The 23,852-nt window shown below is 65.3% G+C and carries 19 protein-coding genes; 11 read left to right on the forward strand and 8 right to left on the reverse strand.

The features are described from left to right. Nucleotides 1-423 precede the first annotated feature (423 nt). The gene (locus tag NLN62_RS26270; protein ID WP_027522243.1) at nt 424-678 is read right to left on the reverse strand and encodes a hypothetical protein; all 255 of its coding nucleotides are present in this window, start codon (nt 676-678) and stop codon (nt 424-426) included. 138 nt (nt 679-816) lie between these two features. On the opposite strand from NLN62_RS26270, the gene NLN62_RS26275 reads away from it, so the two are divergent. From NLN62_RS26275 to NLN62_RS26285, 3 genes are read left to right on the forward strand one after another with little or no spacing between them, the layout of a single operon-like run. Beyond that, entirely contained in the window at nt 817-2,907 is a 2,091-nt protein-coding gene (locus tag NLN62_RS26275) for a M3 family metallopeptidase (protein ID WP_254110748.1), read from the forward strand. Then, nucleotides 2,907-3,545: a DUF1007 family protein gene (locus NLN62_RS26280; RefSeq protein ID WP_027522245.1), complete on the forward strand. Its 639-nt coding sequence runs from the start codon at nt 2,907-2,909 to the stop codon at nt 3,543-3,545. Before NLN62_RS26275 ends, NLN62_RS26280 begins: the two co-directional genes overlap by 1 nt. Beyond that, nucleotides 3,536-4,657, forward strand: a complete 1,122-nt coding sequence (locus NLN62_RS26285; RefSeq protein ID WP_254110750.1) for a nickel/cobalt transporter — start codon at nt 3,536-3,538, stop codon at nt 4,655-4,657. Before NLN62_RS26280 ends, NLN62_RS26285 begins: the two co-directional genes overlap by 10 nt. A gap of 184 nt (nt 4,658-4,841) precedes the next feature. Here NLN62_RS26285 and NLN62_RS26290 read toward each other — a convergent pair whose 3' ends face one another. Then, nucleotides 4,842-5,240: an MAPEG family protein gene (locus tag NLN62_RS26290; RefSeq protein WP_027522247.1), complete on the reverse strand. Its 399-nt coding sequence runs from the start codon at nt 5,238-5,240 to the stop codon at nt 4,842-4,844. Nucleotides 5,241-5,325: 85 nt separating this feature from the next. On the opposite strand from NLN62_RS26290, the gene hemH reads away from it, so the two are divergent. The 4 genes from hemH (at nt 5,326) to NLN62_RS26310 (ending at nt 9,012) form a co-directional block, all read left to right on the forward strand. Then, nucleotides 5,326-6,363, forward strand: coding sequence for a ferrochelatase (gene hemH / locus NLN62_RS26295; protein WP_254110751.1), 1,038 nt, complete (start codon nt 5,326-5,328; stop codon nt 6,361-6,363). A gap of 10 nt (nt 6,364-6,373) precedes the next feature. After that, on the forward strand, nt 6,374-7,354 hold the full coding sequence (locus NLN62_RS26300) for an ABC transporter substrate-binding protein (protein ID WP_254110752.1): 981 nt from the start codon (nt 6,374-6,376) through the stop codon (nt 7,352-7,354). A gap of 195 nt (nt 7,355-7,549) precedes the next feature. Next, complete coding sequence (locus NLN62_RS26305; RefSeq protein WP_027522250.1) at nt 7,550-8,548, forward strand: SPFH domain-containing protein; 999 nt, start codon at nt 7,550-7,552, stop codon at nt 8,546-8,548. A gap of 20 nt (nt 8,549-8,568) precedes the next feature. After that, nucleotides 8,569-9,012 carry an NfeD family protein gene (locus NLN62_RS26310; protein WP_027522251.1) on the forward strand — a complete coding sequence of 148 codons (444 nt, stop codon included), beginning with the start codon at nt 8,569-8,571 and terminating at the stop codon, nt 9,010-9,012. A 185-nt stretch (nt 9,013-9,197) separates the two neighbouring features. On the opposite strand, the gene NLN62_RS26315 is transcribed toward NLN62_RS26310, so the two are convergent. Further along, on the reverse strand, nt 9,198-9,518 hold the full coding sequence (locus tag NLN62_RS26315) for a helix-turn-helix domain-containing protein (protein WP_254110753.1): 321 nt from the start codon (nt 9,516-9,518) through the stop codon (nt 9,198-9,200). 70 nt (nt 9,519-9,588) lie between these two features. Between NLN62_RS26315 and NLN62_RS26320 the strand changes: the two genes are divergently transcribed. Next, on the forward strand, nt 9,589-10,143 hold the full coding sequence (locus NLN62_RS26320) for a carboxymuconolactone decarboxylase family protein (protein WP_254110755.1): 555 nt from the start codon (nt 9,589-9,591) through the stop codon (nt 10,141-10,143). A gap of 210 nt (nt 10,144-10,353) precedes the next feature. Here the strand turns inward: NLN62_RS26320 and NLN62_RS26325 are convergent, their stop codons facing one another. Continuing rightward, on the reverse strand, nt 10,354-11,361 hold the full coding sequence (locus tag NLN62_RS26325; protein WP_254110757.1) for an SIS domain-containing protein: 1,008 nt from the start codon (nt 11,359-11,361) through the stop codon (nt 10,354-10,356). Nucleotides 11,362-11,561: 200 nt separating this feature from the next. On the opposite strand from NLN62_RS26325, the gene NLN62_RS26330 reads away from it, so the two are divergent. Next, the gene (locus NLN62_RS26330; protein WP_027522255.1) at nt 11,562-13,310 is read left to right on the forward strand and encodes an outer membrane beta-barrel protein; all 1,749 of its coding nucleotides are present in this window, start codon (nt 11,562-11,564) and stop codon (nt 13,308-13,310) included. Nucleotides 13,311-13,514: 204 nt separating this feature from the next. Here NLN62_RS26330 and NLN62_RS26335 read toward each other — a convergent pair whose 3' ends face one another. Continuing rightward, a complete protein-coding gene (locus tag NLN62_RS26335; protein WP_027522256.1) occupies nt 13,515-14,966 on the reverse strand; it encodes a glutamate synthase subunit beta in 1,452 nt (483 codons plus the stop codon). 150 nt (nt 14,967-15,116) lie between these two features. Then, nucleotides 15,117-19,853, reverse strand: a complete 4,737-nt coding sequence (gene gltB, locus NLN62_RS26340; protein ID WP_027522257.1) for a glutamate synthase large subunit — start codon at nt 19,851-19,853, stop codon at nt 15,117-15,119. 492 nt (nt 19,854-20,345) lie between these two features. On the opposite strand from gltB, the gene NLN62_RS26345 reads away from it, so the two are divergent. Further along, nucleotides 20,346-21,128: a hypothetical protein gene (locus NLN62_RS26345; protein ID WP_254110759.1), complete on the forward strand. Its 783-nt coding sequence runs from the start codon at nt 20,346-20,348 to the stop codon at nt 21,126-21,128. 161 nt (nt 21,129-21,289) lie between these two features. On the opposite strand, the gene NLN62_RS26350 is transcribed toward NLN62_RS26345, so the two are convergent. Continuing rightward, nucleotides 21,290-22,060 (reverse strand): alpha/beta fold hydrolase, encoded by a 771-nt coding sequence (locus NLN62_RS26350; RefSeq protein WP_254110761.1) that lies wholly within the window; start codon nt 22,058-22,060, stop codon nt 21,290-21,292. 163 nt (nt 22,061-22,223) lie between these two features. Next, nucleotides 22,224-22,688, reverse strand: coding sequence for an Hsp20 family protein (locus NLN62_RS26355; RefSeq protein ID WP_254110763.1), 465 nt, complete (start codon nt 22,686-22,688; stop codon nt 22,224-22,226). A gap of 207 nt (nt 22,689-22,895) precedes the next feature. On the opposite strand from NLN62_RS26355, the gene NLN62_RS26360 reads away from it, so the two are divergent. Further along, entirely contained in the window at nt 22,896-23,843 is a 948-nt protein-coding gene (locus NLN62_RS26360) for an alpha/beta fold hydrolase (protein ID WP_027522261.1), read from the forward strand. Nucleotides 23,844-23,852: the final 9 nt, after the last annotated feature.

The raw sequence follows: 23,852 nt of genomic DNA on the forward strand, positions 1-23,852 counted from the left end.
TTGCTTTAAGTCGCGTCCCCCGTTGAGAACGAGGTGCGCCGGTTCGCCTCCGGCTGCCAGTCACGGTTGCAAAGAGCAAAGTCACCTTCGACTAGGCATCTCTTTGAGAGAGATGCTGGACACTCCGGGTTTGCTTCAGTCTTCCGACTTCTGCACTTCCGAAGAGCCCCTCGGCTTCTTCACCCCTTGGCGGCTGTCCGGCCTCTTGTCCGGATACCTACCGACTGACACACGACCACAGGCACGTGCGAAATTGGGCAAGAACGCACATAAGCGTTTTGACTCTGCTTCGCAAGAAATTTTTTAGGCTGAGAGCAGAATTGCCTAACGACTGCTTGCGCTGTGATGCGCGAGCGACGCTGAAGATGAACGGCTGTTAAGTTTGCGCGCGCTGCGAAGCGTGTCGTGCTCGCGCGCGTCGCCTCACGCGCGCTTCGTGAACGGCTCGACGCGTTGAGCCGCGCGGATGAACGCGGTCATGACGAGCACGCCGAGTGCGAACAGCACGGCCTGCACGATGTGCGCGCCGGTGTCGTCGAGCCCGAACAGAATTGCGAGCGCCCAGCCGCCGGCAAACGCCGCGCCGAACACCTCGGCGCCGATCAGGATGGCGGCGCTGATGACAGTGATGACGCTCGGCCAGACGATCCGGCGGGAGGAGGAGGCAGGCGCGTTCATGAGCTTTAGATCCGTGGTCTTTGAGGGCCGCAATCTCCCCGAAAAGGGGCCCGGGAGCAAGGCCAAATGGCGCAAAAAAGCCCCATCGCGTGCTATAGCTGGCTGCAACAAACCCAGCTCAAAAAAACGGGACAAGTCATGTCAGAACCCAGCGAAAATACCGGCGCCGCGCCGGCCGAGACGAACCCGCTTCTGAAGGCCTGGGTGACGCCATTCGCAACCCCGCCGTTTGACGAGATCAGCCCGGAGCACTTCCTACCGGCCTTCGAGCAGGCCTTCGCCGATCACTCCGCGGAGATCGCGGCGATCGTCCATGATCCGGCAGCCCCCGACTTCGCCAACACCATCACGGCGCTCGAGCGCTCCGGCAAGCTGCTCAACAAGGTCTCGGCCGTGTTCTACGACCTCGTCTCCGCGCACTCCAATCCGGCGATCCTGGAGATCGACAAGGAGGTCTCCTTGCGGATGGCGCGGCACTGGAATCCGATCATGATGAACGCGGTGCTGTTCGGCCGCATCGCCCAGCTCCACGAGAATCGCACCAGCCTCAATCTGACGCCGGAGCAGCTTCGCTTGCTCGAGCGCACCTACACCCGCTTCCACCGCGCCGGCGCCGGCCTCTCCGAAGAGGCCAAGGCGCGCATGGCCGAGATCAACGAGAAGCTCGCCCAGCTCGGCACCAGCTTCAGCCATCATCTGCTCGGTGACGAGCAGGAGTGGTTCATGGAGCTCGGCGAGGACGACCGCCAGGGCCTGCCCGAGAGCTTCGTCGCGGCCGCCAAGGCTGCGGCAGAAGATCGCGGCATGGCCGGCAAGGCCATCGTCACCCTGTCGCGCTCCTCGGTCGAGCCATTCCTGAAGGGCTCGGCGCGGCGCGACCTGCGCGAGAAGGTCTACAAGGCCTTCACCGCGCGAGGCGACAATGGCAACGCCAACGACAACAACGAGACCATCGTCGAGATCCTGAAGCTGCGCGAGGAGAGCGCCAATCTCCTGGGCTATCCGACCTTCGCCGCCTACCGGCTCGAGGATTCGATGGCCAAGACGCCGGACGCGGTGCGGGGCCTGTTGGAGCGGGTCTGGAAGCCCGCGCGGGCGCGCGCGCTCGCCGATCGCGACGAGATGCAGGCGCTGATCACGACCGAGGGCGGTAATTTCCAGCTCGCGCCCTGGGACTGGCGGTACTACGCCGAAAAGCTGCGCCTCCAGCGCGCCAATTTCGACGACGCCGCGATCAAGCCATTCTTGACGCTCGATCACATGATCGCGGCGGCCTTCGACTGCGCCACGCGCCTGTTCGGCATCACCTTCGAGGAGCGCAAGGATGTCCCGGCCTGGCACCCGGACGTCCGCGTCTGGGAGGTGAAGGACCGGGACGGCAAGCACAAGGCGCTGTTCTATGGTGACTACTACGCCCGGCCATCAAAGCGCTCCGGTGCCTGGATGACGTCGCTGCGCGACCAGCAGAAGCTCGACGTCGAGACCGCGCCGCTCGTCATCAATGTCTGCAACTTCGCCAAGGGAGCCGGCGGGGAGCCCTCGCTGCTGTCGCCCGACGATGCGCGCACCCTGTTCCACGAATTCGGCCACGGCCTGCACGGCATGCTCTCCAACGTGACCTATCCGTCGCTGTCGGGCACCTCCGTGTTCACCGACTTCGTCGAGCTGCCCTCCCAGCTCTATGAGCACTGGCAGGAGCGGCCGGAGGTGCTGCAACAGTTCGCCCGCCACTATCAGACCGGCGAGCCGCTGCCCGACGACCTGCTCCAGCGCTTCCTCGCGGCGCGCAAGTTCAACCAGGGCTTTGCCACCGTCGAATTCGTCTCCTCGGCACTTCTCGACCTCGAATTCCACACCCAGCCGGCGGCGGCCGCGCAGGACGTGCGCGCCTTCGAGAGACAAGAGCTCGAGAAGATCGGCATGCCCGGGGAGATCGCGATGCGGCACCGGCCCACGCAATTTGGCCACATCTTCTCCGGCGACCACTATGCTGCCGGCTATTACAGTTACATGTGGTCGGAGGTGATGGACGCTGACGCCTTCGGCGCCTTCGAGGAGGCCGGCAACATCTTCGATCCGGCGGTGGCAAAGCGCCTGCACGACGACATCTACTCCACCGGTGGATCGGTCGATCCGGAAGCCGCCTACGAGGCCTTCCGTGGCCGGCCGCCCGAGCCGGATGCGCTGCTGCGCCGGCGCGGCCTGCTCGACGCCGCGCAGGCGGCCTGATGGGCATGCGCGCCCTGTTCGGATGGCTGCTCGCCGCTGGCCTCTCGCTTGCGGCGGGGGTGGCGCAGGCGCATCCGCACGTCTGGATCACCGCGACCAGCGAGTTGATCTACGCGCCCGACGGCTCGATCACCGGTGTCCGCCACGCCTGGACTTTCGACGACATGTTCTCGGCCTATGCGACCCAGGGGCTCGAGGGCAAGACCAAGGGCAGCTACACGCGCGAGGAGCTGGCTCCGCTTGCCCAGACCAATGTCGAGTCGCTGAAGGAATATGCCTACTTCACCTTCGCCAAGGCCGACGGCAAGAAGGAGCGCTTCAATGAGCCGGTCGACTATTTCCTCGACTACAGGGACACCGTGCTGACCCTGCACTTCACGCTGCCGCTGAAGACGCCGCTGAAGCCGAAACAGCTCGTGCTGGAGGTGTTCGACCGCTCCTTCTTCATCGACTTCCAGATGGCCAAGGACAACCCGGTCAGGCTGGTCGGCGCGCCCGCCGGCTGCCAGATGAAGCTGGAGCGGCCGAATGACGGCACCGCGAGCGCCCAGAAGCTCAACGAGCAGACCTTCATGAACGGCGAAAACTCGAACTTCGGCATGATGTTCGCCAACAAGATCACCGTGGATTGCCCGTGACCTCTTTCCTTCGTTCTCCGCTTGCGCGTGCACTCGGCACCGGCGCGGCCGTCCTTGTCGCGGTCTGGGCCGTCGATGCAGCGCTTCATGATCTCTTCGCGCAAAACCCCTTCGGCGGGCCGCGCCCCGCGCCCGAGCCGGAGGCCGGCGGTATCATCGGCTGGCTGCTGGCCAAGCAGTCGGAATTTTACCGCGAGATGTCTGCAACTATCCGCGCCGCGAAATCCGACGGCTCGGCGGTGTGGACGCTGCTCGCGATCTCCTTTGCCTACGGCATCTTCCATGCCGCCGGTCCCGGCCACGGCAAGGCGGTGATCTCGTCCTACCTCGTCGCCAACCAGGAAACGGCGCGGCGTGGCATCGTGTTGTCCTTTGCCTCGGCGCTGATGCAGTCGCTGGTCGCGGTCCTCATCGTCGGCATCGCGGCCTGGGCGCTGAACGCGACCGCCAAGACCATGTGCAGCGCCGAGAAGGTGATCGAGATTGCCAGCTACGCCCTGATCGCGGCGTTTGGGCTCCGCCTCGTCTGGGTCAAGGGCGGCGCCCTCATCCGCGCACTCCAGGCCTCTCAGCCGGTGCCCGCGATAGCCGGCGTGCCGCATCACCACGATCATCACGGCCACCATCACAATCATCATGACGAGCATGGTCATGGTCACGACCACCATGACCATCACCACCACGGCCACGCGCATGCCCATGCCCACGACCATGTCCATGACGAGCATTGCGGCCACTCCCATGGCCCCACGCCGGGCGAGCTTGCCGGCCCCGGCGGCTGGCGGCGTGGCCTCGCGGCAATCCTCACCGTCGGCATCCGCCCCTGCTCGGGCGCGATCCTGGTGCTGGTGTTCGCGCTCGCCCAGGGACTGTTCTGGGCCGGCATCGCCGCGACCTTCCTGATGGGGCTCGGCACCGCGATCACGGTTGCGACCATCGCGGTCATCGCCGTCTCCGCCAAGGACGTCGCCCGGCGCCTGAGCGCCGGCCGCGACGGCGGCGGCGCGCTCTTCATGCGCGGCATCGAATTCGCGGCTGCCGGCCTGGTGTTGCTGTTCGGCGCAGGCCTGCTGCTGGGCTACCTCGCGGCCGAACGCACGACGTGTTTTTGAGATGCGCTCTTTTTCCCTCTCCCCTTCTTGTGGGAGAGGGTGGCTCGGCGCTGCGAAGCAGCGGCGAGACGGGTGAGGGGTCTCTCTCCACGCATGAATCACTCAACCTGAACGCGCGGAGACAATCCCTCATCCGGCGCCTCGCGCCACCCTCTCCCGCAAGGGGAGAAGGGAAGAAAGAACCTCACACCGGCAGAAACCGCTTCAAGGCGGGCATGAAGAAGATCGCGACGTTGATCGCAAAACCGATGCTCCAGAGGATCGAGCGCAGCGTCGGGCGGTTGCCGAGATAGGTGAAGACGTAGGCGACCCGCACGATCAGGAAGAGCGCGGCGAGCTCATCGACCAGGCGCTGCGGGGAATCGCGGAATTCGGCGAGCAGCACGGCAATGGCGAAGAACGGGAAGGTCTCGATGCCGTTCTGGTGCGCGCCCAGCGCGCGCTGCGAAATGGCATCCTCATAGAAGGCCGGGTCGCGCGGTTTCGAATTGTCGAAGCGACCGAACCTGATCCATTTGATCGAGGCGATCGTCGCAAGATAGAGCAGCAGCGCTCCAAATATGCACCATTCCGCGAGCGTCATGGTTCCTTCCCCCTGCACCCCCGAAACCCTAGCGAAGTCGGCCCAATCTTGACAAGTTCGGCCCAACGCGCGAACCCGTTGGGCCATGACGCGCGTTCTCCCGATCGACACATCGAAGGCCACCGCAGCTCCGGCCGCTTCGCGTGTCGGCGTGCTGCTCGTCAATCTCGGAACGCCCGACACCGCGGATGCCCCGGGCGTGCGCGTCTACCTCAAGGAATTCCTGAGCGATCCCCGCGTCATCGAGGACCAGGGCCTGGTCTGGCAGTTCGTGCTGAACGGCATCATCCTGCGCAGCCGGCCGCGCAGCAAGGCGCTCGACTATCAGAAGATCTGGAACACCGAGAAGAACGAGTCGCCGCTCAAGACCATTACCCGCTCGCAGGCCGACAAGCTCGCCGCCGCACTCGCCGACCGCGCGCATGTCGTGGTGGACTGGGCGATGCGCTACGGCAACCCGTCGATCAAGTCCGGCATCGATGAGCTGGTCGCGCAAGGCTGCGACCGGATCCTGGCGGTGCCGCTCTATCCGCAATATTCGGCCTCGACCTCGGCCACCGTCTGCGACGAGGTGTTTCGCGTGCTCGCCCGTCTGCGCGCGCAGCCGACGCTGCGGGTGACGCCGCCTTACTACGAGGACGAGGCCTATATCGAGGCGCTCGCGACCTCGATCGAGGCGAGCCTGGCGAGCTTGCCGTTCAAGCCGGAGCTGATCGTCGCCTCCTTCCACGGCATGCCGAAATCCTATGTCGACAAGGGCGATCCCTACGAGAGCCACTGCATGGCCACGACCGAGGCGCTGCGCCGCCGGCTCGGCTTGGACGCCTCAAAGCTGCTGCTCACCTTCCAGTCGCGCTTCGGTAATGACGAGTGGCTTCAGCCCTATACGGACGCGACCATGAAGCGCCTGGCGCAGCAAGGCGTGCGCCGCATCGCGGTGGTGACGCCGGGCTTTGCCGCCGACTGCCTGGAGACGCTGGAGGAGATCGCGCAGGAGAATGCCGAGATCTTCAAGCACAGCGGCGGCGAGGCGTTTGCCGCGATCCCCTGCCTCAACGACAGCGAGCCCGGCATGGACGTGATCCGCACCCTGGTGCTGCGCGAGCTGCAGGGCTGGATTTGAGGAGCGCCCCATGAAGCGGCGCGAGGTTCTGGCATTTCTCGGCGGTGCCGCGCTGCTGCCGTTGCCTGCAGTCGCGCAGACGGCGCCGGCCGCGATGCGCCGGCTCGGCGTGCTCTCGGTGACGGCAGCCGATGACGCGATCGGGCAGATGCGCGCGACGATCCTGGTCGATGCGCTCGCAACGCTTGGCTGGAAGGATCAGGACAATCTGCGGATCGACTGGCGCAGTGGCGGCGGCGATCGGGCGCTGATCGCGCGGCAGGCCGGCGAGCTGCTTGCGCTCAATCCCGACATCCTGCTCGCCATCGGCACGCCGTCGGTCGAGGAGTTGCGCAAGCGTGCCGCGGCAACGCCGATCGTGTTCGCCGTCGTCACGGATCCCGTTGGCCAGGGTTTTGTCAAAGCCCTGTCGCATCCGGGCGGCAACATCACCGGCTTCACCGACTATGACGGGCCGATGGCCGGCAAATGGCTGGAGATGCTGACGCAGATCACGCCGAAAGTCTCCCGCATCGCCGTGGTCTACAATCCATCCACGGCGCCTTTCGCCGGCCTCATGCTGCCCGCGATCGAACAGGCGGCCCGCTCGCTCGGCGTGTCGGTCGACCCAGTGCCGGTCCATGATGCGGCCTCGATCGCGGCGCTCGCGGCCCGCAAGGGCGAAGGCCTGCTCGTCCTGCCCGATTTCTTCACGCTGGCGAATCGCGCGCGCCTCCAGGCGGCGGTCGCCGAGGCACGCATCCCTGCGGTCTACTGGAGCCGGACCTTCGTCGATGAGGGCGGCCTGATGTCCTACAGCACCGATAGCGCCGAGCAGGTGCGGCGCGCCGCCGCCTATATCGACCGCATATTGAAGGGCGCAAGACCTGCCGATCTTCCGGTGCAAAACCCCACCAAATTCGAGCTTGCGATCAACCTGCGGACCGCACGAACGCTCGGCGTCACCATCCCGCCTGCGATGCTTGCAATCGCCGACGAGGTCATCGAGTAGCAGGCGCATCCGCTAGGGTGGCCCGGCCGCCTTTCAAGAGCCTCGCCGCCAATACTTAATGGCCGTCGTTCCGGCTTCGTGCGTCTTGTGAAATGATCGCCGCAGGCCGACGTAAAGAGTGCCGCTGAACCGGTCGGGACGGGAATCCGACCAATGAACGGCGCGGGAAACGCCTTTTCCCGCCTTGGAGGACCTATGAGCGGTTTCGATATTTTTGCTATTGCACTGGTGTTTCTCGTCATCGTCACGCTGCTTGCCGGTGTGAAGACGGTGCCTCAGGGCTACGACTGGACCATCGAGCGGTTCGGCAAATACACCCAGACGCTGTCGCCCGGGCTCAACCTGATCGTGCCCTATTTCGATCGCGTCGGGCGCAAGATGAACATGATGGAGCAGGTGATCGACATTCCCGAGCAGGAGGTGATCACCAAGGACAACGCGACGGTGAGCGTGGACGGCGTTGCCTTCTACCAGGTGTTTGATGCTGCGAAGGCGAGCTACGAGGTCGCCAACCTCAACAACGCGATCACGGTCCTGACCATGACCAACATCCGCTCGGTGATGGGCTCGATGGATCTCGACCAGGTGCTGTCGCATCGCGACGAAATAAACGAGCGCCTGCTGCGTGTCGTCGACGCCGCGGTCTCGCCCTGGGGCGTCAAGGTCAACCGCATCGAGATCAAGGACATCGTGCCGCCGGCCGATCTCGTCGAGGCCATGGGCCGGCAGATGAAGGCCGAGCGCGTCAAGCGCGCCGACATTCTGGCCGCCGAAGGCCAGCGGCAGTCCGAGATCCTGCGCGCCGAGGGCGCCAAGCAGGGCCAGATCCTGCAGGCTGAAGGCCGCCGGGAGGCCGCATTCCGCGACGCCGAAGCGCGCGAGCGCCTCGCGGAGGCCGAGGCCAAGGCGACGCTGATGGTGTCGGAGGCGATCGCCAAGGGCGACGTCGCCTCATTGAACTATTTTATCGCCGACAAATATATCAAGGCGTTCGGGCAATTTGCGGAGGCCCCGAACCAGAAGATCATCATGCTGCCGATGGAAGCCGTGAGCCTGCTTGGCTCGCTGGCCGGCATCGGCGAGATCGCCAAGGCGACCTTCGGCGAGAGCGCGGCGTCCGCATCCGCCGCCGCCCGCCGCGGCTCGGTGCCGCCGGCGGGAAGCTCGCCGCCGGTAGTGCCGCCGCAGCAATAAGATAACCCAGAGGTCGTGTCATGACCGACATGTTCGTCACCCTCGGCACCTGGAACTGGCTGATCTTCGGCTTCATCCTGATGGCGCTGGAGGTATTCGCGCCGGGCGTGTTCCTGTTCTGGCTCGGGCTCGCTGCGCTGCTGGTCGGGCTGGTCTCGTTCGTCGCCCATCCCGCCTGGCAGGCGCAGCTCGTGATGTTCGCGCTGTTCGCCGCCGCCGCAGTCCCGCTATGGCGGCGCCTCGCGCGCGGCAGGATCGACACCAGCGCGAGCCCGCACCTCAACAAGCGCACCGAGGCGCTTCTGGGCCGCGAGTTCACGTTGGAGAAGCCGATCATCGATGGAAGCGGCACCGTGCGCATCGGCGACACCGTCTGGCGCGTCGCCGGCCCCGATACACCAGCCGGCACGCGGGTGAAGGTGGTGCAGGTCGACGGCGCGAACCTGACGGTGGCAGCGGCGTAGCTCCTCTTACCCTCCTCCCTTGCGGGGGAGGGTGGATCGCCGCGGAGCGGCGAGACGGGTGAGGGGTCTCTCTCCGCGTGTGCTTCTCGCGATCGAGTTTGTGGATGCAACCCCTCATCCGGCGCTTCGCGCGACCTTCTCCCACAAGGGGCGAAGGGAGGTTGAGGCGCGCGGCTGTTCGAATTCTACTTCCTCCACCTTTCCGCAAACCGGTGCAGCGGCATGAAGGTCTCGCACAATTCCCGCCCGAGCGGCGTCAGGCTGTAGCCGCCGGCATCTCCGAGCTCCACGAAGCCCGCCTCGCGCAACTCCGTGAGCCGGGCTTGTAGCACCGTGGGGGATGCCTCGTCACAGGCGCTGCGGAGCGCGCGGGAGGTGAGGGGGGCGCCGCGCAATTCCCAGAGGATCCGCAGACTCCAGCGTTTCCCCAAGAGGTCCAGCAGGGCCATGATCGGCCGGCCCGTGCGCGAGCCGCGTACGCTGCGTTGCCCTGCCTGTCTCGCCATGTCGCCCCCTTGCGCGTTGCTACGGATAGTGTAGCGTATCGCTACAATTATTGTAGCAGAGGGATCGGCCATGTCACAGACGATGTCGCGCATCGCGCCGCTGGATCCGCCTTATCCGCCCGAGATCGATGAGCAGTTCAACCGCATCATGCGCGGCGCGCCACCCCTGATGCTGTTCCGGGTGATGGCCGGATACAAGCGCGCCTGGGACAAGTTCCGCGCCGGCAGCCTCCTGGACCCGGGGCCGCTGTCGTTGCGCGAGCGCGAGATCGTCATCGACCGCACCTGCGCGCTGAACACATGCGAATATGAATGGGGCGTGCATGTCGCGATCTTCGCGGGAGCTGCGGGTCTCACGGATGAACAGGTCCGCGCCACCGCTCATGGCGAGGCGACTTCAGCCTGCTGGTCTACGGCCGAGCAGGCGCTGATCGCGGCCGTCGATGCCTTGCATCACCGCGCAACGCTTGATGACGTGGAGTTTGCCGCGCTCGCAGCGCATTACGACGACGCCCAGATTTTGGAGATCATGATGCTGTGCGGGGTCTATCGGACGGTGTCGTATCTGGCGAACGGGCTGAGATTGCCGCTGGAGGAGAAGGCGGCGCGATTTCCGGCGAACTAAGCGTCTCAGAATCTCTCCGCGGTGACAGTCTGGATTGCTTCGCTGCGCTCGCAATGACGGAGAGGAGGCAGGCAGTGCGCGCCCTACATCCTCCGTGTCATTTCGCGGCGCGCCTCTTGGCGCGAGCCCCGAATCCATTTCGCCACGGGTCACGCGGATGAATGGATCCGGCTCATCGCTGCGCGATGCCCCGGGATGACGAGAGTTGGCTTAAGCCACGCCGGCCCGCAACAGATCGTGCAGGTGCACGATGCCGACCGGCTTGCTCGCTTCGGCCACGATCAGCGTCGTGATCTTGCGCGTGTTCAGCACCTCAATCATCTCGGTCGCGAGCATGGAGGGCGGCACGGTCTTCGGCTGCTTCGTCATGATGTCGTCGACCGTCGCGGTCAGCAGATCCGGCCGCATGTGCCGGCGCAAATCGCCGTCGGTGATGATGCCGGCGATCTCGCCCGTACTGCTCACGATGCAGACGCACCCCAAACCCTTGGCCGACATCTCGACCACCGCCTCCGACATCTTTGTGCCGACCGGCTTCACGGGGATCTCCGCGCCGGTGCGCATGTAGTCGCGAACGAATTTCAGCATCGCGCCGAGCTTTCCGCCGGGGTGGAAATGCGCGAACTCCAGCGCCGTGAAGCCGCGGCCTTCGAGCAGCGCGATCGCGATGGCATCGCCGATCGCGGCCTGCATCAACGTCGAGGTGGTCGGCGCCAGATTGTGCGGGCAGGCTTCGCGCGCCTTGGGCAGCTCGATCACGATATCGGCGGCCTGTCCGAGCGCGGAGCCTGCGTTCGACGTCACCGCGATCATGGGAATCGCAAAGCGCGCCGAGTAATTCACGAGGTTCTTCATCTCCGGCTGCTCGCCGGACCAGGACAGCGCCATGATGACGTCGTCGGTGGTGATCATGCCGAGGTCGCCATGGCCGGCTTCGGCGGCGTGGACGAAGAAGGCGGGCGTGCCGGTCGAGGCGAGCGTCGCTGCGATCTTGCGCGCCATGTGCCCGGACTTGCCGAGCCCGGTGACGACGACGCGCCCCTTGGCGTTGCGGATCTTGTCGATCGCCGCTGTGAAGCTCGCCCCTAGCGGCCCCTTCAGCGCGGTTGCGAGCGCGCCGATGCCGCCGCTCTCCGTCTCCAGCGTGCGCAGCGCGGATTCGATGTCGGAGGAGGCGGGGCCGGATGATGGGGTCATCAGCGGTTTCGAGCTCGGCATGTTTTGATCCAGGGAAGAGGGGCAAACCCGGTTTGCGCGTGGCCGCTTGCTTAGCACGGCCGCGGCGGGGAGGCGACGTGAGGAGGTCCGCCCTCAACGGGTCATTAACCATAATTGTTTTAACTCCATTAACGATGGTTCCCGCGTCCCCCGCGGAAGCCGTCGCGGAAGTGTCGGAATTCGTTGGAGTTTTTTCCATCGTGGGGTCGCCTCCAGGCAGGAGCCGGAGCAAGCGCGCGCACGTCTTGCGCGCCGTCTTGCCATGCCTTGCGCTGACCATGCTGGAGCGCGCGCCCGCCGCCGCCCAGAGCCTCACACCGGACCTCTTCAATCCGAACCGCGGCGGCTTCGTCTCGCCGGACACGCTCCCCACGCGGCGCACGGCCACGACGACGTTCGCGCAGCCCCCGTCGGATGGCTTGCCGGCGCTGCCCGATCCCGGCGCCGATCCGCGCAAGAGCAAGGACACACCGGCGCCCTCGCGCGTCGGCCAGGTGCCGACCTATGGCCTGCCCGCCGCCAATGGCTCTGGCGCCTCGGGCTATGACTCGCTCAATCGCAAGCGGCAGCAGCCAAAGCTTTATCCGGGGCAGCCGAAGCCGAAACGCGCGCCCGGTCCCGGCACCCCGGCTCCGGCCGCGACGTCCGCACCAGGCATCGGCCTGCCGCGCATCGCGCCGCCGCCGTCGGAGACCGCCAACAAGACGCCGGTGCCGGCGGCGATGGCCGGCACCGTGCCCGGCCAGCCGCTGCGCCGGCGCCTCAAGCTCGACGATGATCCCTTCGGCCCCGTCGGCGATTATGCCGGCAGCTTCCTGATCAAGGGCGCGCTCGAGCTCTCCGGCGGCTATGACACCAATCCGGCGCGCCTCAACAAGCCGATCGGCTCGCCGCTCTATGTCGTGGCACACGAGCTCGTCGTGATGTCCGACTGGGAGCGCCACGCGCTGGTCGCGGACCTGCGCGGATCCTTCACCGGCTATGGCAACCAGTTGCCTGCGACGATCGACGGCGTCGCCTCGCCCGCGCCCGTCGAGATCAACCGCCCGGATTTCACCGGCCACATCGACGGCCGCATCGACGTCGACCGCGATCTCAGGCTGACTTCGGAGCTCCGCCTGCGGCTTGCCACCGACAATCCCGGTAGCCCGAACATCCAGGCGGGACTTCAGAGATATCCGATCTACGCCACCTACGGCACGACACTCGGCGTCGACCAGACCTTCAATCGTTTCGAGGTCGCCGCCGGTGCCACGGTCGACCGCACGGCGTACACCAACTCCAAGCTCACCGACGGCACGGTTTCCAGCAACGACGACCGCGACTTCAACCAGTATGGTGGTGTGGGGCGCTTCTCCTACGATCTCAAGCCGGGCCTGAAGCCATTCCTGGAGATCGAGGGCGACACCCGCGTGCACGACCAGGCTGCCGACCGCAATGGCTATTTGCGCGATTCAAACGGTGGCTACGCCAAGGTCGGCACGTCCTTCGAGTTCTCGCGCATCCTCACCGGCGAAATCTCGATCGGCTACGCCGCGCGCAACTATGTCGATCCAAGGCTCAGCCAGCTCAGCGGCTTCCTGACCACGGGCTCGCTGGTCTGGAACGCGAGCGGACTGACCACCGTGAGATTCAATTCCGACACTCAGATCCAGGAGACGACGCTTGTGGGCTCCCCGGGCATCCTGGTGCGCACTTACGCCGTTGAAGTCGATCACGACTTCCGTCGTTGGCTGACCGGCATCGGCAAGTTCACCTACGGCACGTATGACTACCAGGAGAATGTGCGTAAGGACAAAACGTACTCGATCGAAGGCGATCTCATCTACAAGCTCAACCGCAACCTCTGGGTCAAAGGTACCCTGCGCCACGACATCCTGAATTCGAACGTCCCGCTGTCGAGCTCGCAGGCGACCGTGGTGATGCTGGGGGTGAGGTTGCAGAATTGACGTGAAGGAAGAGTGATTGTATTGGCGGACACGTGCCCGCTACGCACTCCGCCGTCATGCCTCGCCAAGGCAGGGTATCCAGTACGCCGCGGCTGATCCGTATACGTTTGACGTCTCTGGAATACCGGATCGCCCGCTCCAGTGCGCAATTGCGCACAAGGCGGGCGATGACAGTCTCACATGTGGCAGCCAGCTCGCGAAAACTTATCGCGGCAAATCCGTCTTCCCCATCAGGAACGTGTCGATCGACCGCGCGCAGAGGCGTCCCTCGCGGATCGCCCACACCACCAGCGACTGGCCGCGGCGCATGTCGCCGGCGGAGAACACGTTGGGGCGCGAGGTCTGGTAGTCGAGCGTGTTCGCCTTGACGTTGCCGCGCGGGTCGAGGTCGACCGAGAGCAGCTTCAAGAGGCCCTCGTGCACGGGGTGCACGAAACCCATGGCGAGCAGCACGAGCTCGGCATCGAGCTCGAATTCGGTGCCGGCCATCGGCTTGAACTTGTCGTCGACGCGCACGCAGTGCAGCTTCTTGACCTTGCCGTTCTCGCCGGAAAACTTCTGCGTCAGCACGGCATATTCGCGGATTGCGCCTTCAGCTTGGCTCGAGGACGTCCGCATCTTGAGCGGCCAGTTCGGCCAGGTCAGGCCCTTGTTCTCGCGCTCGGGCGGCGCCGGCATGATCTCGAGCTGGGTCACGGACTTGGCGCCCTGGCGCAGCGAGGTGCCGATGCAGTCGCTGCCGGTATCGCCGCCGCCGATGACGACGACATGCTTGCCGCCGGCGAGGATGTCGGTGACGCCGTTCAAAGGCTCCTCGGAGTTGCGGCGGTTCTGCTGCGGCAGGAAGTCCATCGCGTATTGGATGCCGTCGAGGTCGCGGCCAGGGATCGGCAGGTCGCGCGGCGCTTCCGCACCGCCGGTCAGCGCGATGGCGTCGTACTCGTTGAGCATCTCGCGCGGATCGACGTTGCCGGCGGCACCGACATGGCTGTTGTAGTGGAAGGTGACGCCCTCCGCCTCCATCTGCGCGACGCGGCGGTCGATGATGTCCTTTTCCATCTTGAAGTCGGGAATGCCATAACGCAGAAGGCCGCCGGCCTTGGCGTACTTCTCGTAGAGATGCACGTCATGACCGGCGCGTGCCAACTGCTGTGCGCAGGCCATGCCGGCCGGACCCGAGCCGATCACCGCGACCTTCTTGCCGGTCTTCTCGGTGTTGATCTCCGGCTTCAGCCAGCCGTTCTCCCAGGCGCGGTCAACGATCGCGCACTCGATGGTCTTGATGGTGACCGGGTTGTCGTCGATGTTGAGCGTGCAGGAGGCTTCGCACGGCGCCGGGCAGATGCGGCCGGTGAACTCCGGGAAATTGTTGGTCGAATGCAGGTTGCGCGAAGCCTCTTCCCAGTTGCCCTGGTAGACGAGGTCGTTGAAGTCGGGGATCTGGTTGTTGACCGGACAGCCGGGCGTGCCCGGCGCGACCGAACCGGTGCCGTGGCAATAGGGAATGCCGCAATTCATGCAGCGCGCGGCCTGGTCGCGCGTTTCCTTCTCCGAGAGCGGAACGACGAATTCCTTGAAATGCTTCAAGCGCTCGGCGACCGGGGTGTACTTGCGATCATACCGTTCGATTTCGAGAAAGCCCGTGATCTTGCCCATTAAACCCGTAGTCCCTGCCGCTTCGTTTTTCATTTCGAACCCCATTCCTGAGGAACGCGGAATACGCGTCTCGAAGGATGACGGCCCGGATGGAGGCCTCATGGTTCGAGACGGCGCTTTCGCGCCGCCTCTGCCCACGAGGGGTTAGACTTACGCGCCGATCGCGATTTTCGGCTCGGCGTCCGCGTTGGCCTGCATTTCGCGCAGTGCACGCCGGTACTCGACCGGCATCACCTTGCGGAATTTGGGCAGCCATTCCTTCCAGTTCGCGAGGATCTCGATCGCGCGCCTGGAGCCGGTCGCCTTTTCATGGCGCGAGATCAGGACGTGCAAGCGCTCGACGTCGGAATCGAGCAGGTTCTCGAACACGTCGACCCGGCCATGCGCCTCGAGATCACCGGAGTGGTTGTAGGTGCCGGCGTTGATCAGTTCCTCCGACAGCACCGGCTCGAGCTCGACCATCGAGAGATTGCAGAGCTTGTCGAAATCGCCGGCCTCGTCGAGCACATAGGCGATGCCGCCGGACATGCCGGCCGCGAAGTTGCGCCCGGTCTTGCCGAGCACGACCACGATGCCGCCAGTCATGTATTCGCAGCAATGATCGCCCGCGCCCTCGACCACCGCCACGGCGCCCGAATTGCGCACGGCAAAACGTTCGCCGGCGATGCCGCGGAAGTAGCACTCGCCTTCGATCGCGCCGTACATCACGGTGTTGCCGACGATGATGCTCTCTTCCGGCACGATACCGCCGTTGCGCGGCGGCTTGACGATGATCTTGCCGCCCGACAGGCCCTTACCGACATAGTCGTTGCCTTCACCCTCGAGCTCGAAGGTGACGCCGTGGGCGAGCCACGCGCCAAAGGCCTGGCCGGCGGTGCCCTTGAGGCTGACATGGATCGTGTCGTGCGGCAGCCCCGCATGGCCATAGATCTTGGCCACCGCGCCCGACAGCATCGCGCCGGCGGAACGATCGGTGTTGTTGATCTCGGCCTCGATCTTCACGGGCGCGCCGCGGTCGAGCGCGGGCGTCGCGTTCTCGATCAGCTTGCGATCGAGCACGGCCTCCAGATGATGGTTCTGGCGCTCCGAGTGATAGATCTTCTGGCCCTTCTCTTCCTTCTGCTTGACGAACAGCTTCGAGAAGTCGAGGCCCTTGGCTTTCCAATGCGCGACCAGGCGGGTCTGGTCGAGCATCTGGGTCTGGCCGACCATCTCGTTGAAGTTGCGGAAGCCGAGGCTCGCCATGATCTCGCGAACCTCTTCGGCGACGAAGAAGAAGTAGTTGATCACGTGCTCGGGCTGGCCGGTGAAGCGCTTGCGCAGGACGGGGTCTTGCGTGGCGACCCCGACCGGGCAGGTGTTGAGATGGCACTTGCGCATCATGATGCAGCCGGCCGCAATCAGCGGCGCGGTCGCAAAGCCGAACTCGTCGGCGCCGAGTAGCGCACCGATCACGACGTCACGTCCGGTGCGGAAGCCGCCGTCGACCTGGACCGCGATGCGGCTGCGCAGCCGCTCGCGCACCAGCGTCTGGTGGGTTTCGGCGAGGCCGATCTCCCAGGGCGAGCCTGCATGCTTGATCGAGGTCAGCGGCGATGCACCAGTGCCGCCCTCGAAGCCCGCGATGGTGACATGGTCGGCGCGCGCCTTGGCAACGCCCGCGGCCACCGTGCCGACGCCGATCTCCGAGACGAGCTTGACCGAGACGTCGCCCGTCGGGTTAACGTTCTTGAGGTCGTAGATGAGCTGCGCCAGGTCCTCGATCGAGTAGATGTCATGGTGCGGCGGCGGCGAGATCAGGCCGACGCCCGGCGTCGAATGCCGGACTTTTGCGATCGTCGCGTCGACCTTGTGGCCGGGCAACTGGCCGCCTTCGCCGGGCTTGGCGCCCTGCGCCATCTTGATCTGCATCATGTCGGAGTTGACGAGATATTCCGTCGTCACGCCGAACCGGCCCGAGGCGACCTGCTTGATCGCCGAGCGCATGCTGTCGCCGTTCGGCAGCGGCTTGAAGCGGTCAGCTTCTTCGCCGCCTTCGCCGGTGTTCGACTTGCCGCCGATCCGGTTCATGGCGATCGCAAGCGTCGTATGCGCCTCACGCGAGATCGAGCCGAAGCTCATTGCACCCGTGGCGAAACGCCTGACAATGTCCTTGGCCGGCTCGACCTGGTCGAGCGGCACGGGCTTGCGCTTCTCTTCTTCCGCGCTCTTGATCCGGAACAGGCCGCGCAGCGTCAACAGGCGCTCCGACTGCTCGTTGAGGATCTTCGCGAAGGCGCGATAGCGCTCCTGCGAATTGCCGCGGGCGGCGTGCTGGAGCAGCGACACCGATTCGGCCGTCCACGCGTGGTCCTCGCCGCGGGTGCGGTAGGCATATTCGCCGCCGACATCGAGCGCGGTCTTGTAGACCAGCGCCTCGCCGAACGCGTCGGCATGGCGGCGCACGGCCTCTTCCGCGATCTCGGCCAGACCCACGCCCTCGATGCGGGTGTGGGTGCCGGCGAAGAACTTGGACACGAAGTCCGCCTTCAGACCGACCGCGTCAAAGATCTGCGCGCCGCAATAGGACTGGTAGGTCGAGATGCCCATCTTGGACATCACCTTCAGCAGGCCCTTGCCGATCGACTTGATGTAGCGCTTGACGATCTCGTAGTCGTCGAGCGGGCCGGGCAGGCGGTCCTTCATCGCGATGATGGTCTCGAACGCGAGGTAGGGATTGATCGCCTCCGCGCCGTAACCGGCAAGGCAGGCGAAGTGATGCACCTCGCGCGGCTCGCCGGATTCGACGACGAGGCCGACCGAGGTGCGCAGGCCGGTGCGGATCAGATGATGATGCACGGCGGCGCAGGCCAGCAGCGAGGGGATCGGCACGCGGTCCGTGCCGACCATGCGGTCGGACAGGATGATGATGTTGACGCCTTCGCGCACCGCGGCTTCCGCACGCGCGCAGAGTTCGTCGAGCACCTGGTCCATGCCGGCCGCGCCGAGGCCGGCATGGAAGGTGGTGTCGAGCGTGCGCGACTTGAAGTGGGTATCGCCGAGATCGGCAATCGAGCGGATCTTTTCGAGATCCGCGTCGGTCAGGATCGGCTGGCGCACTTCGAGGCGCTTGGTGGTGGCGAGGCCCTGCAGATCGAACAAGTTCGGCCGCGGTCCGATGATCGAGACCAGGCTCATCACCAGCTCCTCGCGGATCGGGTCGATCGGCGGGTTAGTGACCTGCGCAAAGTTCTGCTTGAAGTAGGTGAACAGCGGCTTGGGCTTGGCAGACAGCGCCGAGACCGGCGTGTCGTTGCCCATCGAGCCCGTGGCTTCCTCGCCGGTGGAGGCCATCGGCGTCATCAGGATCGTGATGTCTTCCTGGCTGTAGCCGAACGCCTGCTGCCGGTCGAGCAGCGACAGGTTCGAGCGCACGCCGGTGGTCGGCGCCTTCGGCAGCTCCTCCAGCACGATCTGGGTGCGGTCAAGCCACTCCTTGTAGGGATGGCTCTTGGCAAGCTCAGCCTTGATCTCGTCGTCGGGAATGAGGCGACCCTGGTCGAGGTCGACCAGCAGCATCTTGCCCGGCTGGAGCCGCCACTTGGTGACGATCTGGTCCTCCGGAATCTTCAAGACGCCCATTTCGGACGCCATCACGATGCGGTCGTCCTTGGTCACGAGATAGCGCGCGGGCCGCAGGCCGTTGCGGTCGAGCGTGGCGCCGATCTGGCGGCCGTCGGTGAAGGCGATCGCGGCCGGGCCGTCCCACGGCTCCATCAGGGCGGCGTGATATTCGTAGAAGGCGCGGCGCTTCTCATCCATCAGGGGATTGCCGGCCCACGCCTCCGGAATCATCATCATGACGGCATGCGGCAGCGAGTAACCGCCCTGCACCAGGAATTCGAGCGCGTTGTCGAAGCAGGCGGTGTCGCTCTGCCCTTCATAGGAGATCGGCCAGAGGCGGCTGATGTCCTTGCCGTAGAGCTCGGAGCTCACGGAAGCCTGACGCGCCGCCATCCAGTTGACGTTGCCGCGCAGCGTGTTGATCTCGCCGTTATGCGCGATCATCCGGTAGGGATGCGCCAGTGACCAGGTCGGGAAGGTGTTGGTCGAGAAGCGCTGGTGCACGAGCGCGAGCGCGCTCTCGAAATCTTTCTCGTGCAGGTCGGGATAGTACTTGCCGAGCTGGTCGGCGAGGAACATGCCCTTGTAGATCACGGTGCGGCAGGACATCGAGCAGGGGTAATAGCCCGCGAGGCCGCGGTCGCGGCGCTGGTAAATCGCCTGCGAGATCGACTTGCGCAGGATGTAGAGCCGGCGCTCGAACTCCTCGTCGGTCTTGGCGGCGCCGTTGCGGCCGATGAAGACCTGCATGTGGTTCGGCTCGGTCGGCTTCACGGTGACACCGAGCGAGGAGTTGTCGGTCGGCACGTCGCGCCAGCCGAGCAGCTTCAACCCTTCGGCCTTGATCTGATCGGTGATGATGCTCTTGATGACGTTGCGCCAGGCGCTGTCGCGCGGCATGAACAGCGCGCCGATGGCGTATTCACCCGGAGCGGGCAGCGAGAAGCCGAGCTCCTTGGCCTTGCGGGTGAAGAAGGCGTGCGGGATCTGCACGAGGATGCCGGCACCGTCGCCGAAGCGCGGATCGGCGCCGACCGCGCCGCGATGCTCGAGGTTGCAGAGGATGCTGAGCGCGTCCGAGACGATCTGGTGCGACTTCTTGCCCTTGATGTTGGCGATAAAGCCGACGCCGCAGGAATCCTTTTCCAGGGTCGGATCGTACAGGCCTTCGGCCGGCGGGCGGTACGTGTGCTTTTCAAGCGGACGATCAGTCGTTTTCGAGGCGACCGTCGCCGACAGCTCTTCTGCCACGATGTTTGCGCGCTCGAATTGCGACCCGTTCATTGTTCCGTCCTCTTCATGCGGCAAGCTGTCTCACCGCCATCTTCGGCGCACCTTGGGCGTACCGCGGCACCCGCTCTTTGGGCCACCGCTCGTCCGTTGCGAGCCGCATTTTCTTAAATTCAGGCCTGGGCGTTCCACGTCCCCGAGAACGGCTTTAGCCTGCAACTTCTTGGCGCTCGAGAGCGCCGCTTTGCGTTGCAATCCCTGTGCCGGGATCACAAGCGGAATTAAGACAGCTTTCCTGTCCTAACCATCACCTTGCCAAAATTTTGTCTAGCACACAAGCACGCAAAAGTCCCGATTCCCAAGGTGTCAATCACGCGCTTTCCCGCATCAGGTCCGCCCCGGATTTAAGGCAAACGCGCCGCGATCCGGCCCTGAGGGCGTCGGAATCCCGGGGGAAGCTTCGGATCAGCCCTTCGAAAGGCGCGCCATGGCTGAACAAGCGAAAGAGCGCATGCCGTCCGCGGGCCTGACAGGAGCGTTTCGACCATGAAGTTGTTCACAGGATGGGTGGCTGCCGCCGCGTGCGTGCTGGCGGTATCTGCTGCCGACGCGCAGGTGCTGGGGAACGGAGGGCTCCGCGGGCCCGCCACTACCGTCTCGGATTTCGACGGGCCCTATGGCCCGCCGGAGGCGCCGCCGCCGTCGCGTGCCTATGGTTACGGCTATGAGTACGAGCGCCCGCCCGTCCCGGCGCTGCTGCCGGCAACCGAGGTCTACGCCGTGCTGCGTGAAAACGGCTTCTCGCCGTTGGGCATCCCGCGCCTGCGTGGGCTGGTCTACACCATCGCCGTGATCGACCGCCGCGGCGACGACGGCCGGCTTGTGATCGACGCCCGTGACGGGCGGATTTTGCGCTTCATGCCGGCCTTCGGCCCCGGCTTCGGCATGGGGCCGGCCTATGACGAAGGTGCGGTAGCACCTTACGGGCCGCAGGGCGCGCTGCCGCCGCCGACTGTGATCCGCAGCGCCGCGCCGCGGCCACCGGCTCCGATCCCGCATGTCGCAAGCCGCACCGTTCCGATTCCGAAGGCCGCCCCGCTACGCGGCGAGACTCCGGTGGCCGCCGCCAAGCCGGCAGCATCCGAGCCCGCGTCGCAGCAGGTTCAGGCGCCCCGGGCTCGGGCCGAAGCCTCGCAGCAGGCCGCAGCCGTGCAGGCCAAGCCCAGCGAGGCCGCGCCGCAAGCAAGCGCGCCGACAGTCGGCCAGACCAAGCCCGTCCCGACCATCTTGCCGACCCAGGACATGCCGGCCGCGCAGGGATTGGAGTAGGCGACGAGGCGCGCAGTTGAACGGTCGCTTGATGCGAAAACTGCGCGCCACACTCACGGCTTCGTCCCGGACTTCGCCGGGACGACTTGGGGGGAGAACCGAGCGAGACGAAAGGCGCCAGGAAAATCCTGGCGCCTTTTGCGTTCAATCGCGTTGCGCACTCAGCTCTGCCCGTATCCGGCCGCTTGCAGGATCAGATTCGCCACCTCCTTCGGACGCGACACCAGCGACAGGTGGCCGGCGTCGAGTTCGACGGTGGTCGCGTGCATGCGCTTGGCGAGGAAACGTTGCAGGTCGGGGTTGATGGTGTCGTCGTTCTTCGACACCGCATACCAGCTCGGCTTCGCATGCCACGCGGCGTCCGTCGTGCGGCCGGCGAAGATCGAGGCCGCCGTCGGCCACTGCACGGCGTAGAGCTCCTTGGCCTTCTCCGGCGTAACGCCGTTGGCAAAATATTTCAGGAACGCGTCCCCGGAGAGTTTTGTGAAGCCGTCGCGCTCGACGATGCCGGCGCGCACCGGGCCGGTCGGGAATTGCTTCGACAGCGCCACGAAATCCTCGTTCGAATCCGGCGCTCGCGCGGCGATGTAGACGAGCCCGGTCACCTTTGGATCGGTGCCGACCTGGCTGATCACGGTGCCGCCCCAGGAATGCGCGACCAGAACCGTCGGGCCGTCCTGTTCGGCCAGCGCGCGCTCTGTGGCCTCGACGGATTCGGAGAGCGACGTAAGCGGGTTCTGCACGGCCGTGACATGCAATCCTGCCGCCTGCAAGATCGGGATGACCTCGGACCAGCTCGAACCATCAGCCCAGGCGCCATGCACCAGCACGACATTCTTCGCCTTCACCGGCGCCGTCGATTGCGCGTAGGCGAGGGTGATGGGCGCGGCCAGCAAGCTCGCTGCGACTAACAGGGTACGCCAAACTTTCATGGTCGATCTCCGTCTGTCTTGTTCGATGCCAGGAAGGACGGACTGCGCCGCAGCCTCGTTACGCCTCTTCACCGCTCTGTGATGCAGTGCAAACAGGACAAACAAAAACGCCCCGGGGCACCGGGGCGTTTTCGCAACTTGGAAGTCGAATGTGATGGACGCCTTAGGCGGCGGCCTTCTCGCCCTCGATCACCTGCGTGGCCTGCGCGCTGGTGTTGATCGCGATCTGGCGCGGCTTCTTGGCCTCGGGAATTTCGCGCACGAGGTCGACATGGAGCAGACCGTTCTCGAGCGAGGCGTCCTTCACCTGCACGAAATCGGCAAGCTGGAAGGCGCGCTCGAAGGCGCGTGCGGCGATACCGCGATAGAGCACTTCGGACTTGCTGTTCTCATTGGCGACTTTCTCGCCCTTGATCGTCAGCGTGTTTTCCTTCGCGACGATGGACAGCTCGTCCTTGGAGAAGCCGGAGACCGCAACCGTGATGCGGTAGGCGTTCTCGCCAGTGCGCTCGATGTTGTAGGGGGGATAGCCGGGGCTGCCGTCCGAGGTCGTCTGGTCGAGCAGGTTGAAGAGACGGTCGAAGCCGACGGTGGAGCGATAGAAGGGAGTCAGGTCGTAGGTACGCATGGTTAGTCCTCCATTGAGCGACTGATCTGGTAACCCGCCCGCCAATCGGGCCGGGCTTTAGTCTGTGTGCAGCCTGATGCTCGGGTTCCCGAAGCACTGGTAGCGGCCTGCACGAAAATGATATGGGTGGGGTGAAACAGCGTTCAAGAGGGCGATAGCAGCGCCTTTTCGGCGCTCCCGCCCCTTGATTCCTGGCATTTCCTGCCCATGACGCTGGTCTCGATTCCCGCCAATCCCGTTCCCGAAAACGTCGTCAGCGGCACCATCAAGACGCCCGACGGCGCCGAGCTGCGCTTTGCGCGCTGGGCGCCGCCTGCGGGGCGCAAGGGCACGGTCTGCGTCTTCACCGGCCGTAGCGAGCAGATCGAAAAATACTTCGAGACGGTGCGGGATCTGCGCGATCGCGGCTTTGCGGTGGCGATGATCGACTGGCGCGGGCAGGGCCATTCCTCCCGCCGCCTGCGCGATCCACGCAAGGGCTATGTACGGTCCTTCTCCGACTTCGAGATCGACGTCGAGACCTTCGTCCAGCAGGTGGTGCTGCCGGATTGTCCGCCACCCTTCTTCGCGCTCGCCCATTCCATGGGCGGCGCCGTGATGCTCAGGGTTGCACATTCGGGCAAGCGCTGGTTCGACCGCATGGTGCTGTCGGCGCCGATGATCGATCTGCCGGGCCGCGCCACCTCGTTTCCGTCGCGGGCCTTGCTCAGGACAATGCGGCTGCTCGGGCAGGGTGGCCGCTACATTCCCGGCGGCAACGACCGCATCACCGGCATGGATCCCTTCATCAACAATCCCCTGACCAGCGATCCCGTGCGCTACGCGCGCAATGCCGCCCTCCTCGAGGAGGATCCGACGCTCGGCCTTGCCTCGCCAACGGTCGCCTGGGCCGACACCGCGTGCCGTGCGATGCACACCTTTAAGGGCATGTCTTATCCGTCCGAGATCCGCCAGCCGATCCTGATGCTGGCGGCCTCCAACGACAGCATCGTTTCCACCGCCGCGATCGAGGAGTTCGCCTATCACTTGCGCGCCGGCTCTCACCTCGTGATCGCCGGTGCAAAGCACGAGATCCTCCAGGAGCAGGACCGTTACCGCTCCCAGTTCTGGGCGGCCTTCGATGCCTTCGTCCCCGGCACGCCGCTGTTCGGGTGAGGGGCGGGC

Origin of the sequence: Bradyrhizobium sp. CCGUVB23 (assembly GCF_024199885.1) — a bacterium.
Classification (GTDB): Bacteria; Pseudomonadota; Alphaproteobacteria; order Rhizobiales; family Xanthobacteraceae; genus Bradyrhizobium.

Excerpts from the sequence above, each read along its gene's own strand:
- NLN62_RS26270 (WP_027522243.1), bottom strand. The coding sequence starts at position 678 with ATGAACGCGCCTGCCTCCTCCTCCCGCCGGATCGTCTGGCCGAGCGTC.
- NLN62_RS26275 (WP_254110748.1), top strand. The coding sequence starts at position 817 with ATGTCAGAACCCAGCGAAAATACCGGCGCCGCGCCGGCCGAGACGAAC.
- NLN62_RS26280 (WP_027522245.1), top strand. The coding sequence starts at position 2,907 with ATGGGCATGCGCGCCCTGTTCGGATGGCTGCTCGCCGCTGGCCTCTCG.
- NLN62_RS26290 (WP_027522247.1), bottom strand. The coding sequence starts at position 5,240 with ATGACGCTCGCGGAATGGTGCATATTTGGAGCGCTGCTGCTCTATCTT.
- hemH (WP_254110751.1), top strand. The coding sequence starts at position 5,326 with ATGACGCGCGTTCTCCCGATCGACACATCGAAGGCCACCGCAGCTCCG.
- NLN62_RS26300 (WP_254110752.1), top strand. The coding sequence starts at position 6,374 with ATGAAGCGGCGCGAGGTTCTGGCATTTCTCGGCGGTGCCGCGCTGCTG.
- NLN62_RS26305 (WP_027522250.1), top strand. The coding sequence starts at position 7,550 with ATGAGCGGTTTCGATATTTTTGCTATTGCACTGGTGTTTCTCGTCATC.
- NLN62_RS26310 (WP_027522251.1), top strand. The coding sequence starts at position 8,569 with ATGACCGACATGTTCGTCACCCTCGGCACCTGGAACTGGCTGATCTTC.
- NLN62_RS26315 (WP_254110753.1), bottom strand. The coding sequence starts at position 9,518 with ATGGCGAGACAGGCAGGGCAACGCAGCGTACGCGGCTCGCGCACGGGC.
- NLN62_RS26320 (WP_254110755.1), top strand. The coding sequence starts at position 9,589 with ATGTCACAGACGATGTCGCGCATCGCGCCGCTGGATCCGCCTTATCCG.
- NLN62_RS26325 (WP_254110757.1), bottom strand. The coding sequence starts at position 11,361 with ATGCCGAGCTCGAAACCGCTGATGACCCCATCATCCGGCCCCGCCTCC.
- NLN62_RS26335 (WP_027522256.1), bottom strand. The coding sequence starts at position 14,966 with ATGGGCAAGATCACGGGCTTTCTCGAAATCGAACGGTATGATCGCAAG.
- gltB (WP_027522257.1), bottom strand. The coding sequence starts at position 19,853 with ATGAACGGGTCGCAATTCGAGCGCGCAAACATCGTGGCAGAAGAGCTG.
- NLN62_RS26345 (WP_254110759.1), top strand. The coding sequence starts at position 20,346 with ATGAAGTTGTTCACAGGATGGGTGGCTGCCGCCGCGTGCGTGCTGGCG.
- NLN62_RS26350 (WP_254110761.1), bottom strand. The coding sequence starts at position 22,060 with ATGAAAGTTTGGCGTACCCTGTTAGTCGCAGCGAGCTTGCTGGCCGCG.
- NLN62_RS26355 (WP_254110763.1), bottom strand. The coding sequence starts at position 22,688 with ATGCGTACCTACGACCTGACTCCCTTCTATCGCTCCACCGTCGGCTTC.
- NLN62_RS26360 (WP_027522261.1), top strand. The coding sequence starts at position 22,896 with ATGACGCTGGTCTCGATTCCCGCCAATCCCGTTCCCGAAAACGTCGTC.